The sequence below is a fragment of the Rhodococcus sp. MS13 genome (assembly GCF_013277835.1).
GTDB lineage: Bacteria > Actinomycetota > Actinomycetes > Mycobacteriales > Mycobacteriaceae > Rhodococcus_F > Rhodococcus_F erythropolis.
The window spans coordinates 73,125-88,611 of the sequence record NZ_VBTL01000007.1; the positions used below are offsets into that span (position 1 = coordinate 73,125).

15 protein-coding genes and 6 tRNA genes are annotated in these 15,487 nt (G+C 62.5%); 10 read left to right on the forward strand and 11 right to left on the reverse strand.

Features of this window, described 5'->3' with window-relative positions; translation table 11 throughout:
- The first annotated feature begins 79 nt into the window (after positions 1 to 79).
- The 3 genes from FEZ59_RS14530 to FEZ59_RS14540 are packed head-to-tail and all read left to right on the forward strand — an operon-like array spanning position 80 to position 1,777.
- Positions 80 to 553, forward strand: coding sequence for a YbaB/EbfC family nucleoid-associated protein (locus FEZ59_RS14530; protein ID WP_020969512.1), 474 nt, complete (start codon positions 80 to 82; stop codon positions 551 to 553).
- Positions 546 to 857 carry a hypothetical protein gene (locus FEZ59_RS14535; protein WP_172932825.1) on the forward strand — a complete coding sequence of 104 codons (312 nt, stop codon included), beginning with the start codon at positions 546 to 548 and terminating at the stop codon, positions 855 to 857. Before FEZ59_RS14530 ends, FEZ59_RS14535 begins: the two co-directional genes overlap by 8 nt.
- Positions 857 to 1,777, forward strand: a complete 921-nt coding sequence (locus FEZ59_RS14540) for a hypothetical protein (protein WP_046378502.1) — start codon at positions 857 to 859, stop codon at positions 1,775 to 1,777. Before FEZ59_RS14535 ends, FEZ59_RS14540 begins: the two co-directional genes overlap by 1 nt.
- A 119-nt stretch (positions 1,778 to 1,896) precedes the next feature.
- Here the strand turns inward: FEZ59_RS14540 and msrB are convergent, their stop codons facing one another.
- Genes msrB through FEZ59_RS14560 form a run of 4 tightly spaced genes read right to left on the reverse strand, consistent with a single transcriptional unit; the run spans position 1,897 to position 6,004 of the window.
- Positions 1,897 to 2,328, reverse strand: coding sequence for a peptide-methionine (R)-S-oxide reductase MsrB (gene msrB, locus FEZ59_RS14545; protein WP_003942631.1), 432 nt, complete (start codon positions 2,326 to 2,328; stop codon positions 1,897 to 1,899).
- Positions 2,329 to 2,337: 9 nt separating this feature from the next.
- Positions 2,338 to 3,621 (reverse strand): glycosyltransferase 87 family protein, encoded by a 1,284-nt coding sequence (locus FEZ59_RS14550; RefSeq protein ID WP_172932826.1) that lies wholly within the window; start codon positions 3,619 to 3,621, stop codon positions 2,338 to 2,340.
- 60 nt (positions 3,622 to 3,681) lie between these two features.
- Positions 3,682 to 5,235 carry an alpha/beta hydrolase gene (locus FEZ59_RS14555; RefSeq protein WP_172932827.1) on the reverse strand — a complete coding sequence of 518 codons (1,554 nt, stop codon included), beginning with the start codon at positions 5,233 to 5,235 and terminating at the stop codon, positions 3,682 to 3,684.
- A gap of 19 nt (positions 5,236 to 5,254) precedes the next feature.
- The gene (locus FEZ59_RS14560; protein ID WP_172932828.1) at positions 5,255 to 6,004 is read right to left on the reverse strand and encodes a pyrimidine reductase family protein; all 750 of its coding nucleotides are present in this window, start codon (positions 6,002 to 6,004) and stop codon (positions 5,255 to 5,257) included.
- 43 nt (positions 6,005 to 6,047) lie between these two features.
- Between FEZ59_RS14560 and zapE the strand changes: the two genes are divergently transcribed.
- Positions 6,048 to 7,064, forward strand: a complete 1,017-nt coding sequence (gene zapE, locus FEZ59_RS14565; protein ID WP_172932829.1) for a cell division protein ZapE — start codon at positions 6,048 to 6,050, stop codon at positions 7,062 to 7,064.
- 12 nt (positions 7,065 to 7,076) lie between these two features.
- Here the strand turns inward: zapE and FEZ59_RS14570 are convergent, their stop codons facing one another.
- Both FEZ59_RS14570 and FEZ59_RS14575 read right to left on the reverse strand, forming a co-directional pair.
- A complete protein-coding gene (locus tag FEZ59_RS14570; protein ID WP_003942603.1) occupies positions 7,077 to 7,610 on the reverse strand; it encodes a GNAT family N-acetyltransferase in 534 nt (177 codons plus the stop codon).
- Positions 7,611 to 7,677: 67 nt separating this feature from the next.
- Entirely contained in the window at positions 7,678 to 8,874 is a 1,197-nt protein-coding gene (locus tag FEZ59_RS14575) for an MFS transporter (protein ID WP_019748279.1), read from the reverse strand.
- A gap of 116 nt (positions 8,875 to 8,990) precedes the next feature.
- Between FEZ59_RS14575 and FEZ59_RS14580 the strand changes: the two genes are divergently transcribed.
- Both FEZ59_RS14580 and FEZ59_RS14585 read left to right on the forward strand, forming a co-directional pair.
- Positions 8,991 to 10,376 (forward strand): GH1 family beta-glucosidase, encoded by a 1,386-nt coding sequence (locus FEZ59_RS14580; RefSeq protein ID WP_020969516.1) that lies wholly within the window; start codon positions 8,991 to 8,993, stop codon positions 10,374 to 10,376.
- 174 nt (positions 10,377 to 10,550) lie between these two features.
- Positions 10,551 to 11,048 (forward strand): alpha-isopropylmalate synthase regulatory domain-containing protein, encoded by a 498-nt coding sequence (locus tag FEZ59_RS14585; RefSeq protein WP_020907588.1) that lies wholly within the window; start codon positions 10,551 to 10,553, stop codon positions 11,046 to 11,048.
- A 146-nt stretch (positions 11,049 to 11,194) separates the two neighbouring features.
- Here FEZ59_RS14585 and FEZ59_RS14590 read toward each other — a convergent pair.
- From FEZ59_RS14590 to FEZ59_RS14610, 5 genes are all read right to left on the reverse strand, one after another.
- Positions 11,195 to 11,269, reverse strand: a tRNA-Val gene (locus FEZ59_RS14590).
- Positions 11,270 to 11,285: 16 nt separating this feature from the next.
- Positions 11,286 to 11,361 (reverse strand) — tRNA-Gly (locus tag FEZ59_RS14595).
- Between the two features lie 92 nt (positions 11,362 to 11,453).
- A tRNA-Val gene (locus FEZ59_RS14600) sits at positions 11,454 to 11,528 on the reverse strand.
- Between the two features lies 1 nt (position 11,529).
- A tRNA-Cys gene (locus FEZ59_RS14605) sits at positions 11,530 to 11,600 on the reverse strand.
- Between the two features lie 25 nt (positions 11,601 to 11,625).
- Positions 11,626 to 11,698 (reverse strand) — tRNA-Gly (locus FEZ59_RS14610).
- A gap of 293 nt (positions 11,699 to 11,991) precedes the next feature.
- Between FEZ59_RS14610 and FEZ59_RS14615 the strand changes: the two genes are divergently transcribed.
- The 4 genes from FEZ59_RS14615 to FEZ59_RS14630 all read left to right on the forward strand — a co-directional run bounded on the left by FEZ59_RS14615 (position 11,992) and on the right by FEZ59_RS14630 (position 15,461).
- A tRNA-Val gene (locus FEZ59_RS14615) sits at positions 11,992 to 12,063 on the forward strand.
- A gap of 245 nt (positions 12,064 to 12,308) precedes the next feature.
- Complete coding sequence (locus tag FEZ59_RS14620) at positions 12,309 to 12,719, forward strand: TIGR02611 family protein (protein WP_085989954.1); 411 nt, start codon at positions 12,309 to 12,311, stop codon at positions 12,717 to 12,719.
- Positions 12,720 to 12,852: 133 nt separating this feature from the next.
- Positions 12,853 to 14,910 (forward strand): threonine--tRNA ligase, encoded by a 2,058-nt coding sequence (gene thrS, locus FEZ59_RS14625; protein ID WP_007732914.1) that lies wholly within the window; start codon positions 12,853 to 12,855, stop codon positions 14,908 to 14,910.
- On the forward strand, positions 14,907 to 15,461 hold the full coding sequence (locus tag FEZ59_RS14630) for an HIT domain-containing protein (protein WP_019748284.1): 555 nt from the start codon (positions 14,907 to 14,909) through the stop codon (positions 15,459 to 15,461). The genes thrS and FEZ59_RS14630 overlap by 4 nt, the downstream gene beginning before the upstream one ends.
- Positions 15,462 to 15,487: the final 26 nt, after the last annotated feature.

Consider the following 15,487-nt stretch of genomic DNA (forward strand, 5'->3'; position numbering starts at 1 on the left):
AACCGATCGGCCACCTCCCGCGTCGAACCTCGTGAGCGCCTGAATCAGGTGTCACGATCTATCGAAGGTGGGGGCCATCGTGAGTGGGGCGGATGTTGGTTCGATGAGGGGACAGGTCGAAGTTCTTCGGGCTCAGATCGATTCGATGCAGGTTGATCTGTTGGAGCGAACGCGATCGCTGGCGGATATGCAGGAGAAGATCGCACGAGCGACGGCGAGCGCGCGCTCGAGTGATGGCAGTGTGGAAGTCGTCGTAGACGCTTCGGGGGCGACCGTGGGAGTCGCCCTCTCCGGGAGCGCTTACGGCAAGCATTCGCCGGTAGCGTTGGGAAATCTGATCCTGGCCACGGCCACATCTGCGGCGGAGGACATGCGCCGACAGATTGCCGAGATGTCGAGGCCGTTCACCGAAGCGGCCAGGATCGATTTGCCCGACCTCGTTCCCGGTGTGCTCGGATTGCGTGAGATTCTCGCGCCTCGTCCGGCGTCGGTGCCGGTCGGCGGCGACGAGCACTGGGACCGCACCGTTCTGAGGAGCTCCGGCAATGTCTGAACTGGACGTGGACGTGGCCGCGATGGGAAGTGCTGCACCAGCATTCGAGGTGGTCGCTGCCGGTCTCGACGAGGCACGGAGTGCTCTGGAAACAGTGGCCGGCGCCGAAGAGGGGTGCTGGGGCGCTGACCAGTTCGGAACCGCATTCTCGGACGCGTATGTTCCCGGTGCGGAGTCAGCAGTCGGTGGGATGACACTGGTCGCGGGCGCGCTCCGCGAATTGACCGCCACGCTGATCGAGATCACCGATCGTTTCGAATCGATCGACACCTCGCTTGCCGACGACATGGCGGGTGGGCTCTGATGGGACTCGAGATTCCAGGCTGGTTACAGGCGGTTGCGTCGGTCGCGGTGGGCAGTGACTGGCCGCAAGGAGACGAAACGGCACTGTGGAGGTTGGGTGATGCCTGGTCAGGCGCGGCTGATCGGATCGAGGCTTCGGCCGCTGCCGGTGGTTACGGATTGCAAACAGTACTGGCATCGATCGACGGTCGAGCCGGCGACTCGTTGTCTCGGTATTGGTCGGAGGCCGGGGGAGTTGCGGATGTCTTCGAGCGGTTGTCCTCTGCCGCGGCCGAACTGGGTCAGTCATGCACCGATACCGGCACGGACATCGAGTACACCAAACTGTCGATCCTCGCGGCGCTGGGCGCACTGGCGCTCGAGATTGCCGCCATGGTGGCGGCCGCTGTCCCGACACTGGGTGCGAGTACCGCCGGAATCGTGGCGGCTGAGGTGGCAACAACACTCACGGTCCGAATGCTGTTGCAGCAATTGTTGATACGAGTGATCGAGGCTGCAGCAGTGGAAGCTGCCGCTGCCGTCTTCTCCGGCCTCGCCATTCAACTCGGGCAGATGACGATGGATCATCGCCAGTCGATCGACGGTGGCAAGGTCGTGACCGAGGGCCGCGACGGTTTCATCAAGGGACTTGCGAACGGAGGGTTGAAGACGACGCCGGATCGTGTCGGCCCCGACCCGAACCCGCTCCCGACCGGTTCGAGATTGCAGCAGATCGCGCGGGGGGCTTTCGACGATGCGGTATCGGGAGCGTCCGCTGCGATCGTGACGAAGGAAGTCACGGGCGGCGATGCCTCGTTGACGGACATCACTTCCGGCGCGATCGGTGGTGGGATCGGGTCAGTCAAGGACGGTCTTGTCGCTCGAAACGAGGACCTGAACGCGGCTGGTCTGAGCCCGACTGCGCTGAACTGGGACTTCTGAGTTGAAGTCTCGAATCGTGGGCTACCAGTGACACGGGGTAGCCCACGACCTGGCTACTGAGCGACACGGGGTAGCCCACGACCTGGCTACTGAGCGACACGGGGTAGCCCACGACCTGGCTACTGAGCGGGCTTGAGAACCAGCGAGATCGAGTTGATGCAGTACCGCTGATCGGTCGGCGTCGGGTATCCCTCGCCCTCGAAGACGTGACCGAGGTGGCTGTGGCACTTCTTGCAGATGACCTCGACACGGCGCATCCCGAGTGAGCTGTCTTCCTTCAGGATCACGGCATCCGAATCCGCCGGATCGAAGAAGGACGGCCACCCGCAGTGCGATTCGAACTTTTCGGTGCTGCGGAACAGTTCGGCTCCGCACGCACGGCAGGAGTAAACGCCTTCCGTGGTGGTGTCGGTGTACTCGCCGACGAAGGGGCGTTCGGTGCCCGCTTGGCGCAGGACGGCGAACTCCTCCGGAGTCAGCTTTTCGCGCCACTCGCTCTCGGTGTACGTGACCTCAGGTGTGCTGTCGATGCCATCGTGTGAAGAACTCATGCCTCCACGCTAATGCTTTGTCGCCGTTTCGGCTTCGTCGGCAGGTGAGACGGTATCGAGCGGGGGATCGAGGAGGTAGGCGGGATCGATTCCGCGATCCAAGCGGCCCTCGCGACGCGCGACCAGATACCGGTATCCGAGGACACAGAAGATCACGATCAGCAGAAGGCTCCAGCCGAGGGTGCTCTTGGTGTATTCGGCTGCCCGGCCGAAGGTCGGCCAGCGGTTCGACCACCAGCTGTCGAACGTCATGAAGCCGTAGACGGCGAGCCACGCCGGCCAGTTCCGCATGACCGAGTTCTTGAGCACCACGGACATCAACAGCGGCAACAGCATCATCGAGTAGTACATCTGGCCGAGCGATGGCAGCAGGAACGACGCGGTCATGATCACACCGGTCGCGGTCGTGAGGAAGAAGAGTTCGTCGTTGCGGTAATAGCGGTACAGAAGCCACAGAGAGACGACGACCATGGCGGCCAACACGACGCGCAACAGCAGGATCAACCATTCGGGCAGACCGAAGTAAGCGCCGTTTCCGACAATCGAACTGTTGAAGTAGTCACGAGATTCGAGCAGGTACGGCACGGTGCGGCGGACGAAGTCCATCGGATCCGACGCAAGCGGCCATGCCACGACCGTGAGAATGAACGGGATGCCCAGGGCGGTGACGAGCACCTTCCACTGGCCGCGAACGAGCGGCAGCAGGAGCAGTGGCGCGAGAGTGGGTTTCACTGCGATGGTGAGACCGATCGCGACGCCGGCCCACAGATCCTTCTTGCGCATCAGCAGCAGGAGGAAGGCAACTTCGCCGAGCAGTACGAGGCCGTTGATGTTGGTGAACACCAACGTGTTGGTGACTGTCTCCGACATGAAAGCACCGAGCACCAGAATCGGCGCCGCGATGGAACTGATCGTCAGGTCGAACAAGCGCAACAGCAGGTAGAGAGCCACGAGAATGGCGACGGCATTGACACCGATGAACAGCCACCGCGAGCGCTCGGGATCGAGGATCGCCAGGGGTGCCATCAACAAGGAACCCGATGGTGGGTACAGATAATGGGGGTCTACGGAGTTGAAATCTGCGGTGTAGACGTCGCGCCCGTTCCAGAACGCCAGCGCGGCGTTGTAGACCGGTCGGAAGTCATCGGTGATGGCGCCGTTGACTGCTGTGACGATGACACGATTGAGCACGGTCATCACGGCGATCGGCCACAAAACGAAGTTGACGACTTGTTGGGTTGTCCGCCCGGTACGCGGCTCGAGCTGTCGAAGGAACACTTCGGCACGGTACACCGGAGCAGGGTGTGATCGGGGGATGCACCCCTTTTCGGTCGTGGTGGACAAGCGCCCCAGTCAGGCCGGGCACACGCTTCCGTTGCTGGGCAGGGAGGCGTCGGTGAGGTATGCCCTCATCGCCTGCTGCGCGCAGGTGGATTGTGCCGCGGGGTGACCCGCACCCTGCCAGTCCAGGGTTGCGAAGCGCGACCCCGCGTTGGTCACGACGCCGGTGACGGTCGAGAGTCCGGAGTTCCCGACGGCCGGGTCGCCCTGACCGCTCAGCACGAGGACGGCGGGCTTCAACTGATTCGGCAGGGGAGAGTTGGCGGTCGACGGCCAGCTGGCGCATGCGAGCAAACCGAGCGCGGCTTCTCGACCGAATACCGGATAGTTGGTGCCCCAGGTGTCCGCCAGTTCGCGGACGCGCCCGATCCCCGGCCACTGCATGCCGTCGGTGCATCGTCCGATGAACTGGCCGTCACCGTCCACCTCGTTCTCAGCCCGGGCGGCGCGCTCTCGAATCGGCGAAGCGTTGCCGGTACCGAGCGCGGACAGAGCGTCTGAGAGCGAGCGGGTCTCTTGCTCACGGTTGGTTCCGGCAGTCCACAGGCTCGCCGAAATCGCGTTCGACACCGCAGCGGCGGACAGCGGCTGGAATTCATCGGCCCGAGCGCGCTCCATCAAGTCCGTGACCGCTTTCTTCGGATCAGGTCCGAGAGAGCACCCCAGCGCCACACATCGCTGAGCGAATGCGGTCAACGCCGCTTCCTCGCCCTGCACGCGGCTCTCCGCCTCGGTGGCAGCGTCGGTGGCCACCGGAGCGGGAGAATCGAGGATCAACCTCGCGAGGTTCTCGGGGTGGGCTGCCGCGTAGCTCAGCGCGATGTCCGAGCCGGACCCTGCCGACCACAGAGCGATGGTCTCGACGCCCCACCGCGTACGTAGAGCGTCGATGTCCTCGGCAGCGGAGTCCGCGCCGAACTTCAGCTCTTGAGGATCGAGATAGTCGGTACAGGCGATGGTTGCATCGTGACCGAGAGCGGCGACCGCGTCGGCGGCGTCGCCGGTGGAGTCCGCGTCGAACTGGCCCAGATCGTGAAGGCCGCGCCGAATCTCCGGCGTCATGCAGTCGATTGCGGTGGACCTGTCGATTCCGCGTCGATCCAGGGCAACGACGGGGTGGTCCGCGAGCACCGTCGTCAAGCCGGACGTAGCGAGCATGGCCAGAGAGTTTCCCGACGAACGGTCGGTGCCGGATGTGAACACGATCGGATACGCGTTGGCAGGCGTCGACGACGTCCGAGCGCGGGTCAAGCCGGCAGTGAAGTTGCCGTCGATGGCGCCGGTCACGTCGATGGGGGCACTGAATTCCGCGCATTCGAGGATGACGCCGACGCTCGACGCTGCGAGAGCCTGGTCGGCGAGTGACGTGCCGGTGCAGTCTCGCCACGGTATGTCGTCGGTCGGGACGCCGGGGTCGACCGGCGGCGCATCGGGTGACGGTCCCTCGCTCTGGGCAGGGCTGCCGTCGGTGCGGCCTTCGACCGCGACGGCGGGCCGAAGCGACGGCCCGGCGCCGCACGCACAACACGTCGCGAGGACGACGGCCATCAAAGCAACTCTGCGCATGCCGACCAGAGTGCCAGGTTCACCGACGTGGCTGCTGACGAACCCATCGAGTGAGGATCGTGCCGTCCGAGTCGCCGAGAATGTGAGCGGGACGCATCGACGTGGGCATTGCATTGGGGGAGAGCGAGATTCGGCCGACTTTGCTCCCCACCAGTTGAGGTGAAGTGGTGATGCAAAGTTCGTCGACGGCATTGTCCTCGATCAACTGCCCGAAAAGTGACGGCCCTCCCTCACACAGCACGCGACGGAGCTTGCGAGCCGACAAGGCCCTGTCGATGTCGCCGCTGCTGACATTCGGTGAGTCCGTCACCTCCACCTGCGCTCCGGCCGATCTCAGCGCTGAAATCGCTGCGCTGTCCGCGGCGCTACCGACAACAAGAATCGGCGGAATTTCGGTATCTCGTAGGAGCTGGCTTTCGGGGTCGATCGACGCGTGCGCCGAGACGACGAGGATCGGTGGGACCGGAGCGAGGCCGCCCGCCTTTCGTCGCGCCCGGGCTGCGTCCGAGATCTGCACACCCCCGTAGTTCTCGGCTCGCGCTGTGCCTGCGCCGACCACGACGACGTCACAAAGTTCGCGCAAGATCCCGAATACCGACTTGTCTGCAGGTGTGCCCAGTCTATGGCTCACTCCGTCGACGGAGACGCACCCGTCGATGCTGGAAACGAAGTTCACGCGCATCCAGGGTTGGGAGAGGTTCTCCGGATAGGCGTACAAGCCGCGGAGTTCGTCTTCGTGGCCTGGTGTGAAGTAGGTCGCAATATCCATACGGTGCACATGAGAGATCACATCACGTAGATACCCTTGACGGATGCATGAACGTCTTGTCGATCGCAGCCCGGTGGTACCCGCCGATCAACTGGTAGCTCAAATGGTGCCTCCCGCAATGTTCGACGAGGTGAGTTTTGCCTCCTACATTCCTGATCCGAAGGAACCGAGCCAGGCAGCTGCTGTCGCCAAGGCCGAGGAATTCTCCAAGCGCGTAACCAAGATCCGTAGTGGTGGACGCCGCGGACTGTTCGGCAAGAAGACCCAGGCGACCGGCGCCGGCCTGTACCTCGACGGCGGGTTCGGTGTTGGTAAGACTCACTTGCTGGCGTCGATCTTCCACAGCGTTCCGTCGCCGAAGGCTTTCGGAACCTTCGTCGAGCTGACACACGTCGTCGGCGCTCTCGGCTTCAACAAAGCGGTCGAAGCGCTCGCCGACCACAGCGTTCTCTGCATCGACGAGTTCGAGCTCGACGATCCGGGCGACACCATGCTCGTCTCTCGCCTCCTTTCGGAGCTTTCCGCGCGCGGCGTGTCCATCGTCGCGACGTCGAACACGCTTCCCGGCCAGCTCGGTGAGGGTCGCTTCGCGGCTCAGGACTTCCTGCGTGAGATCAAGAAGCTCGGCTCGATCTTCGAGACGATTCGCGTCGACGGCCCCGACTACCGTCACCGCGATCTCCCGCCCGCACCGGAGCCCATCTCCTCGGAAGAATTGGTCACTCGGGCCGAGGCGATCGACGGCGCCACGCTCGACAACTTCGACGAGCTGTGCAAGCACCTCAGCACACTGCATCCGTCGCGCTACAACAAGCTGGTCGAGGGTGTGAAGGCAGTCTTCATCGACGGCGTTCACCCGGCCACGGATCAGTCTGTTGCACTGCGCATCGTGGTTCTTGCCGACCGCTTGTACGACGCGAGCATCCCGGTCACCGTTTCCGGCGCACGCCTCGACGAGATCTTCACTCCCGAGATGCTCGCCGGTGGGTACAAGAAGAAGTACCTGCGCGCGACCTCGCGTCTGCTCGCACTTTCTCGTTTCGAGGTCGCGGCCGGCTGATCAGCAGGCCTGTCAGCTGACGGGGCGCTCCATCACGAAATCGTGGTGGAGTTGTGCCCCCACGAGAAAAGTCTTCGTGCCGACCTGGGTGAAGCCGTGTTTGGCGTAGAACTTCTGGGCGCGCAGATTTTCCTGATTGACACCCAGCCAGATCCCGGCACTTCCGCTGCGTCGTGCATGGTCGACAACCGCGTCCATCAAGGATGCTGCCGCGCCGGTTCCGTGGTTTCCCGGAAGCACGTACAACTTGCTCAGTTCCGTCGTCGGGCGAAGTGTCACAGCAGCTTTGACGTCCGGATCGGCGGGCTCGTCGTCGACGAGCATCGCGTAGCCGACGATCGAGCCGTCGCGAATGACCTTGAGAACGGTTCGTGTCGGGTCCGTCAGATACTCGGAGAACTTGTCGACCGAGAGAACGTTGTCGATGAAGGCACTGATGTCGTCGTCGGATGCGTCCGGCGGACAAGCCAGCGGAAACGTCACCGCTGCCACGTCGGCGATTGCTTCGGAATCCCAGATTCCGGCCCGGTCAACGGTGATCGTCACGTCAGTTTCTACCTCTCGCGCACATGATTCGGTTGATCAAGTACACCACCTTCGTCGAGCATGATGCTCAAGCGGCATTCTCGGCGACCGGCGTCGTGGCTCGTTTCGGTGCGAACGCGGGAGCAAGGACTATCAAGATCGCGCAGAACGCCAGCGGAATCAGGAACCCGATTCGAAGGTCACTGAAGGCAGCGACCGCGCCGACGATGCCGCCGCCGACCACCGTGCCGACGTAGTTGAAGAGGTTGATTCGTGCGATCACCGCGTCGACCTGATCCGGGGGAGCCATCCGTCCGGCGGCGCTGAAGCAGATCGGGGCGATTACCGGTACGCCGAGGCCGACGATCAGGAAGCCGGCGATGGCAACGGCGGGAGATTGCGCGAGGACAACGATCGTCATGCCGACCACGCCGATGAGAGAGCCGATCCGCACGACGGTGGTCTCACCGAACTTGCCGACCCAGTAGTCGCCGGTCAGTCGTGCGACCAGTGCCGCGATTTGGTACGCCGCCACGGAAAGGGCGGCCGTCCCGGCGTCGGCGAGCAGTTCGTCCTTGACGTACAGCGTCGACCAGTTTCCGACGCTGAAGTCGACCGCATAGAACAATGCCATCGCGACGCCGAGGAGGACGAACGCGCGGGTGGGTACGGTGAATTTCGCGGTGCTCGTGATGTTTGCATCGGCAACCGGAGACTCGGAGCGATCGAGCAGTTGCGGGCCGAAGGCCAGAAGCATCAGTCCGACAACAACTCCCGCGATCACCTGCGTTATGCGGATCGAGATGTCGAGGCTTGCGGTAGCAGAGATGAACAGAGCGCCGACAATCGCTCCGACGCTCCAGGAAGCATGGAACGAGGAGAGGATGAAGCGGCCCTTGGCGTGTTGGATCGAGACTGCCTGCATGTTGGCGGCCGCGTCGACCATGCCGAGTCCGATGCCGTAGATCGCCAGGAAGACGAAGAACATCGCCGCGTTGGGCGCAATTCCGGTTGCCCCGCCAAAGACTGCGATGACGGCGAGTCCGGTTCGCAGAGTCATCTTGCTCGACGTTCTCACGGCCAGAATCTCGGCGAGCACACTGCCGAGCCCGGCGATGACGGACACGGTGACAACCGCAACCACAACCAGTGTCTCGCTCAGCTCGAACAAGTCCTTGTACTGCGGCAGCTGCGTCAGAATGGCGGCGAGGAGAAATCCTTGAAGTCCGAAGGCCACCGAAGTGGCGATCCGAGCCCTCGTCAGGGTGCGGGTGTTATCCGTCATCAAGCAGGGCCTTTGTCTCGTTCGTTCGGTTAGGCCGAACGGTACTGGATCTTGATACTGGTCGAGTGTCCAACAAAGCTGCGTGTTTTGCACGGTTCTTTGATTAACTGGCCGACATGACTCGGCAGCCGACACCAGAATTTCCGTCTTCCTTCGTCTGGGGAACCGCCACCGCGGCCTACCAAATCGAAGGAGCTGTGGCCGAAGACGGTCGCGGACCGTCGATTTGGGACGAGTTCTGTGACCGCCCCGGTGTAGTCGTCGGGGGCGACACCGGAGCGGTTGCTGCCGATCATTATCACCGCTGGGAATCGGATATCGAGTTGATGAAAGACCTCGGGCTCGACGCTTATCGGCTGTCCCTGTCGTGGTCGCGAATTCTGCCCACCGGATCGGGGGCCGTGAATGCGAAAGGGCTCGACTTCTACGACCGCCTGATCGATCGACTGTGTTCGGTGGGAATTACTCCTGCCGTCACTCTCTTTCACTGGGATCTGCCCCTCGCACTGCAAGAGCAGGGCGGCTGGATGAACCGAGACACGTCGTACCGGCTGGGGGAGTACGCCCAGGTCGTCGGCGAACGGTTGTCCGATCGCGTCGGAATGTGGATGCCGCTCAACGAACCGGTAGTGCACACGCTCTACGGTCATGCCCTGGGAGTTCATGCCCCCGGCCTGGCCTTGGGGTTCGAGGCTTTCCAAGCTGCACATCACCAGCTGCTCGGGCACGGCCTCGCTGTCGAAGCGCTTCGGGCAACCGGATGCACGAACATCGGAATCGCCTCGAACCATGCACCGGTGCGTGCCGCCTCGGATTCCCCGGAAGACGTGATGGCTGCCGACATCTACGACCACGTCGTCAATTGGATGTTCGCCGACCCGGTTCTGGTCGGGAAGTACCCCGCCGACGAATTCGCTCAGCTGCTCAGCGGGCCCGTCGACGAGGACTTGAAAATCATCGGGGTGCCGCTCGACTGGTACGGGATCAACTACTACGAGCCGACGATGATTGCCGCTCCGGTGGAAGGCCAGGGGACCGAAGGTGTGCTCGAGGTCGACCTACCGCCGGGCCTGCCCTTTGCGCCTGTCGCGATTACCGGTTATCCCACAACCGATTTCGGATGGCCGATCGTTCCCGAAGGGCTGGGTGAGATCCTGCGGACGTTCCAGGCTCGGTTCGGTGACGCACTGCCGCCGATCTACATCACGGAAAGCGGATGTTCATTCCACGACGCACCGGACGCCGCAGGCGTCGTCGAGGACGAAGCGCGAATCGACTACCACGACGCGCACCTTCGCGCCCTCCGATCGGCCATGGACGACGGTGTCGACGTCCGTGGCTATTTTGTGTGGTCACTCCTCGACAACTTCGAATGGGCTGCGGGATACAAAGAGCGATTCGGCCTGGTACACGTCGATTTCGACACCCAGAAGCGCACACCGAAGACCTCGTTCGAGTGGTATCGCGCCCTGATCGCCGAGCATAAATCGGCTCAGGTCTGACCTGTGCGGAGGCGGTCCGGGTTGCATTCTCGAACCGGGCCGCCTAGCCTCGTCTCTCATGAAGCGAATTCTCGTAGTAAGCCGCCGTAGCGGGGTCTGAATCGGACCGACCCCTCGCTGCGGGTCGTCTTGCTACCAGTTGGTCCTCCACTTCATTCCAGGAAGACCACGATCATGACTTACAACTTCGCCTTCGCTTCTGATTCCGCCTTCGCTTCTGATTCTTCTTCTACCGCTGCTGATCCTTTCGCGGCGCGTCACGGAAAATCTCTGCCAGCCGGCCTGCGTGCCGAATGCTCAGCGATGTCTTGGACCGAGTTCGAGTCCACGTATGCGGCAATGAGCGGCCCGATCCGTTTGGGCGCGTGGTCCTCCGAGAAGATTGCGCCGGGTCGTTGGACTTTCGAAGCGACTCTCGGTCTGGGGGAGCGCATCCAGAAGGCTTCCGCCACCTCGACTGGCGCGATCTCGGCCATGACGTCGATGCTGCACGACGCGGGAATCTCGCTCGAGATCCTGTCTTTCCATCAGCACCAGATCGGCCACCGCACGGCGACGTTCATCTTTACCGAGTGCGACGGCCGTCGGAGCTGGGCGATGGGGATTGCGGAGTCGTCGACTGAGTCCTCGCTGCGCGCGATGACTTCGGCAGCGAACCGCTTCTCTCACTGATCAGTTACAACAATCTGATCAGCTACATCAACCGCAGTACTGACGTGGATTCCCGAGAGGGCTTGCGTCTGTACTGCGGTTGATGTGTTCGGCGCTCGAACGCAAAAAGCCGGAACCCTGAGGTTCCGGCTTCTTGCAATTTCAAATGGTGCGCGATACTGGGATTGAACCAGTGACCTCTTCCGTGTCAGGGAAGCGCTCTCCCGCTGAGCTAATCGCGCGGGTTCTGGAGAAAAATGGAGCGGACGACGGGATTCGAACCCGCGACCCCAACCTTGGCAAGGTTGTGCGCTACCAGCTGCGCCACGTCCGCATGAGCAATGAACTCCGTTACCGGAACTCAGTACTTTTCTAACTTATCAGACCTGCAAGCAGGCCTTGACCATCAGGCCCGAGGGCCTGACGTGGTGCGCGATACTGGGATTGAACCAGTGACCTCTTCCGTGTCAGGGAAGCGCTCTCCCGCTGAGCTAATCGCGCGAGGTGGAGACGGGAATCGAACCCGTGTGCACGGCTTTGCAGGCCGTTGCCTCACCACTCGGCCACTCCACCGTAAAAGGTTGAGTCACACCTCTCGAGCGGACGACGGGATTCGAACCCGCGACCCCAACCTTGGCAAGGTTGTGCGCTACCAGCTGCGCCACGTCCGCATCGCACCGTGTTGCTTGGGGAGCTGCTCGCTCTCCTCGGTGCGTTGGAAACATTAGCCGACCGTGTCGGATACACACAAATCACCAGCTCAGTGGCGTGTTCGGAGTCGAATCGGCCCGTCGCGCGCGTTGCAACTGTCCGTCTTGGCGATGAATACGGTCTGAAATCAGCTCGAATTCGTAGATTTCGGGGTCGCCTGGAGCAAAACGAATGCCAACCTGGTGATTCGTATTCATCGCGCAGCCGTGTTAATGTTCCAACTCGTTCGAGCGCATGCGTTCGGATGACTTACGGTCCCGTGGCTCAGTGGGAGAGCGTCCGCTTCACACGCGGAAGGTCGCTGGTTCGATCCCAGCCGGGACCACAGAAAAACACTGAAGGCGTTCCCGATCATCGGGGACGCCTTCAGTCGTTTGAGAGCACAGCTGTTTGAGAGCACAGTCGTTTGAGAGCACAGCTGTTCGAGGGCACGGTTGTTTCGGCATGCAGACCGTCGACGCAGGTCGCCGGGCGACGATTTCGGTAGCCTGGTCGAAGAGACATTTCGCGACCGAAAAGGTGACCGACTTGAGTACCGAAAAGGTCGATTCTCCCGTCGACGATTCAGACCTGTCCGTCTTCCAAGACGCAGAGTCCCGCTGGGAGCGGTGGCGCGCTGGAATCGCCGCGCGGCCCACCCTCAATCTTGCGTACCGCATCGGCGTCGGAGTCGTGGGCACGATCGTGTTCGCAGCAGGCATCGTGGCTATTCCGTACCCCGGGCCCGGTTGGCTCATCGTCTTCGCCGGCCTCGGCATACTGGCGTCGGAGTTCGCGTGGGCACATCGACTCCTTCATTTCGCGAAGGCTCGATACGACAGGTTCATGGAATGGTTCGGCAAGCAGTCGCTGTTCGTCAAGGGGTTGGGCGTTCTGTTCACCACAGTGATCGTCCTGGCGACTTTGTGGGTGCTCGGCACCTTCGGCCTGATCGGGACATGGGTGGGCCTGGACTACTCGTGGCTCGAGTCGCCACTGTGAGCTGAACGCGGCCCGGTTTCCTTCACTCGGTTGTCTCACCATGTCGGTAGGGCCGATAACATGATCGTGCGCGTGCTCGCAGTGGGTACGACGCCTGTCTAACTTGTCGCAATACCTTTAGGAGCACATCGCCGTGACCAGTCCCGCGCCAGAGCACTCAGCCGCCCCACTTCGGGTGCCCGCGGGGACGACCGCCGGGACTGCAGTGCGCGAAGCCGGATACCCCACGAAGGGGCCCGACGTGATCGTCGTTGTCCGCGATGGCGAGGGAACGCTCAAGGATCTGTCGTGGACACCTGAGGTCGATGTCGACGTCGAGCCGGTGGCAGCATCCACCGAGGACGGCCGCAGCGTCATCCGGCACTCCGCGGCTCACGTCCTCGCGCAGGCGGTCCAGAAGGAATTCCCCGACGCGAAGCTCGGGATCGGTCCGCCGATCAAGGATGGCTTCTACTACGACTTCGCAGTGGATCGTCCGTTCACTCCGGAGGATCTGGCCAAGCTCGAAAAGCGTATGAAGCAGATCATCAAGGGATCGCAGCGTTTCTCGCGTCGAGTGGTCGATTCGATCGAGGACGCTCGGGTCGAGTTGGCCGACGAGCCCTTCAAGCTCGAATTGATCGACGACAAGTCCGGTATCGACGATCCCGAGATCATGGAGGTTGGCGGCAACGAGCTGACCATCTACGACAATCTCGATCCGCGCACTGGCGACAAGATCTGGTCCGATCTGTGCCGCGGCCCGCATATTCCGACCACGAAGCACATTCCGGCCTTCAAGTTGACCCGAAGCTCCGCCGCCTACTGGCGTGGCAACCAGGACAACGCCGATCTTCAGCGTGTCTACGGCACCGCGTGGGAGTCCACCGAGGCTCAGGACGAGTACCTCGAACTGCTCGCCGAGGCCGAGCGTCGTGATCACCGCAAGCTCGGTACCGAACTGGACCTCTTCAGCTTCCCCGACGAGCTCGGTTCGGGCCTGCCGGTGTTCCACCCCAAGGGCGGCATCATCCGCACCGAGATGGAGAACTACTCGCGCAGCCGCCACATCGAGGCGGGCTACGAGTTCGTCAACACTCCGCACATCACCAAGGGACATCTGTACGAGGTTTCCGGTCACCTCGACTGGTACCGCGACGGAATGTTCCCGGCGATGCACGTCGACGAGGAACTGAACGAGGACGGCACCGTGCGCAAGCCGGGCCAGGACTACTACCTCAAGCCGATGAACTGCCCGATGCACAACCTGATCTTCCGTGCTCGCGGACGCTCGTACCGTGAATTGCCGTTGCGGCTCTTCGAATTCGGCTCGGTCTACCGCTACGAGAAGTCCGGCGTCATCCACGGCCTGACCCGCGTGCGCGGCATGACCCAGGACGACGCTCACATCTACTGCACCCGTGAGCAGATGCGCGACGAGCTGACCACCACCCTGCAGTTCGTTCTGAACCTGCTCAAGGACTACGGCCTCGACGACTTCTACCTCGAACTGTCCACCAAGAACCCGGACAAGTTCGTCGGTAGCGACGACGTCTGGGAAGAGGCGACCGCAACGCTTGCCGAGGTCGGCGAAGCTTCCGGCCTGACTCTGGTGCCGGATCCGGGTGGAGCCGCGTTCTACGGTCCCAAGATCTCCGTTCAGGTCAAGGACGCACTCGGCCGCACCTGGCAGATGTCGACCATCCAGCTCGACTTCAACCTGCCCGAGCGGTTCGAACTCGAGTACACCGGCAACGACGGCGTCAAGACTCGTCCGGTCATGATCCACCGCGCGCTGTTCGGCTCGATCGAGCGGTTCTTCGGTGTCCTGACCGAGCACTACGCGGGCGCGTTCCCGGCGTGGCTGGCGCCGGTGCAGGTCGTCGGAATCCCGGTGGCCGAGGCCTTCGCCGATCACCTGTTCGACGTCACGAAGAAGCTCAAGGCAGCCGGTGTTCGCGCCGAGGTCGATTTCAGTGATGACCGGATGCAGAAGAAGATCCGTAACCACACCACGCAAAAGGTCCCGTTCATGCTCCTCGCGGGCGAGCGTGACGTGGAAGCCGGCGCGGTCAGCTTCCGTTTCCGTGACGGCACCCAGATCAACGGAATTCCCGTCGACGACGCCGTCCGGATCATCACCGAGTGGATCGGTCGCCGCGAGAATGCCTCGCCGACAGCCGAACTGGTGCAGCCAAGCGTGGCGCAGTGAGCGCCCCCGGTGACGATGGTCCGGGTTCGCTGATCGACCACGGCGTCGGCGATCCTGATCATTTGCAGCGTATTTGGTCGCCACATCGGATGTCGTACATCACCGAGGCGCCCAACACCCCGGGTACGACGGGTGAACCGTTCATCGACATTCCGAAAATGTCGGACGAGGAAGGGTTGATCGTCGCCCGCGGTGAACACGTCTACGCGGTCTTGAACCTGTACCCGTACAACCCGGGTCACCTGATGGTGGTGCCGTACCGCAAGGTCGCGGCCCTCGAAGACCTCACGCCGGAGGAGAGCGCCGAGTTGATGGCGTTCACCCAGCGTGCGTTGCGGGTGATCAAGAGCGTGTCGAATCCGCACGGATTCAACGTCGGTCTGAATCTCGGTGCTGCCGCGGGCGGTTCGCTGTCCGAGCACCTTCACCAACACGTAGTCCCACGTTGGGGCGGCGACGCCAACTTCATCACCGTGCTCGGTGGGGTCAAGGTGATGCCGCAATTGCTGCGGGAGACCAGGGGACTACTCGCCGGTGCCTGGCAACAATAGGTTGATGCATCCGGCTTCATGGCAGG

What these genes read in the sequence shown, in the direction of transcription:
- FEZ59_RS14535 (WP_172932825.1), top strand. Translation starts at nt 546, where the DNA reads ATGTCTGAACTGGACGTGGACGTGGCCGCGATGGGAAGTGCTGCACCA.
- FEZ59_RS14540 (WP_046378502.1), top strand. Translation starts at nt 857, where the DNA reads ATGGGACTCGAGATTCCAGGCTGGTTACAGGCGGTTGCGTCGGTCGCG.
- msrB (WP_003942631.1), bottom strand. Translation starts at nt 2,328, where the DNA reads ATGAGTTCTTCACACGATGGCATCGACAGCACACCTGAGGTCACGTAC.
- FEZ59_RS14555 (WP_172932827.1), bottom strand. Translation starts at nt 5,235, where the DNA reads ATGCGCAGAGTTGCTTTGATGGCCGTCGTCCTCGCGACGTGTTGTGCG.
- FEZ59_RS14560 (WP_172932828.1), bottom strand. Translation starts at nt 6,004, where the DNA reads ATGGATATTGCGACCTACTTCACACCAGGCCACGAAGACGAACTCCGC.
- zapE (WP_172932829.1), top strand. Translation starts at nt 6,048, where the DNA reads ATGCATGAACGTCTTGTCGATCGCAGCCCGGTGGTACCCGCCGATCAA.
- FEZ59_RS14575 (WP_019748279.1), bottom strand. Translation starts at nt 8,874, where the DNA reads ATGACGGATAACACCCGCACCCTGACGAGGGCTCGGATCGCCACTTCG.
- FEZ59_RS14580 (WP_020969516.1), top strand. Translation starts at nt 8,991, where the DNA reads ATGACTCGGCAGCCGACACCAGAATTTCCGTCTTCCTTCGTCTGGGGA.
- FEZ59_RS14585 (WP_020907588.1), top strand. Translation starts at nt 10,551, where the DNA reads ATGACTTACAACTTCGCCTTCGCTTCTGATTCCGCCTTCGCTTCTGAT.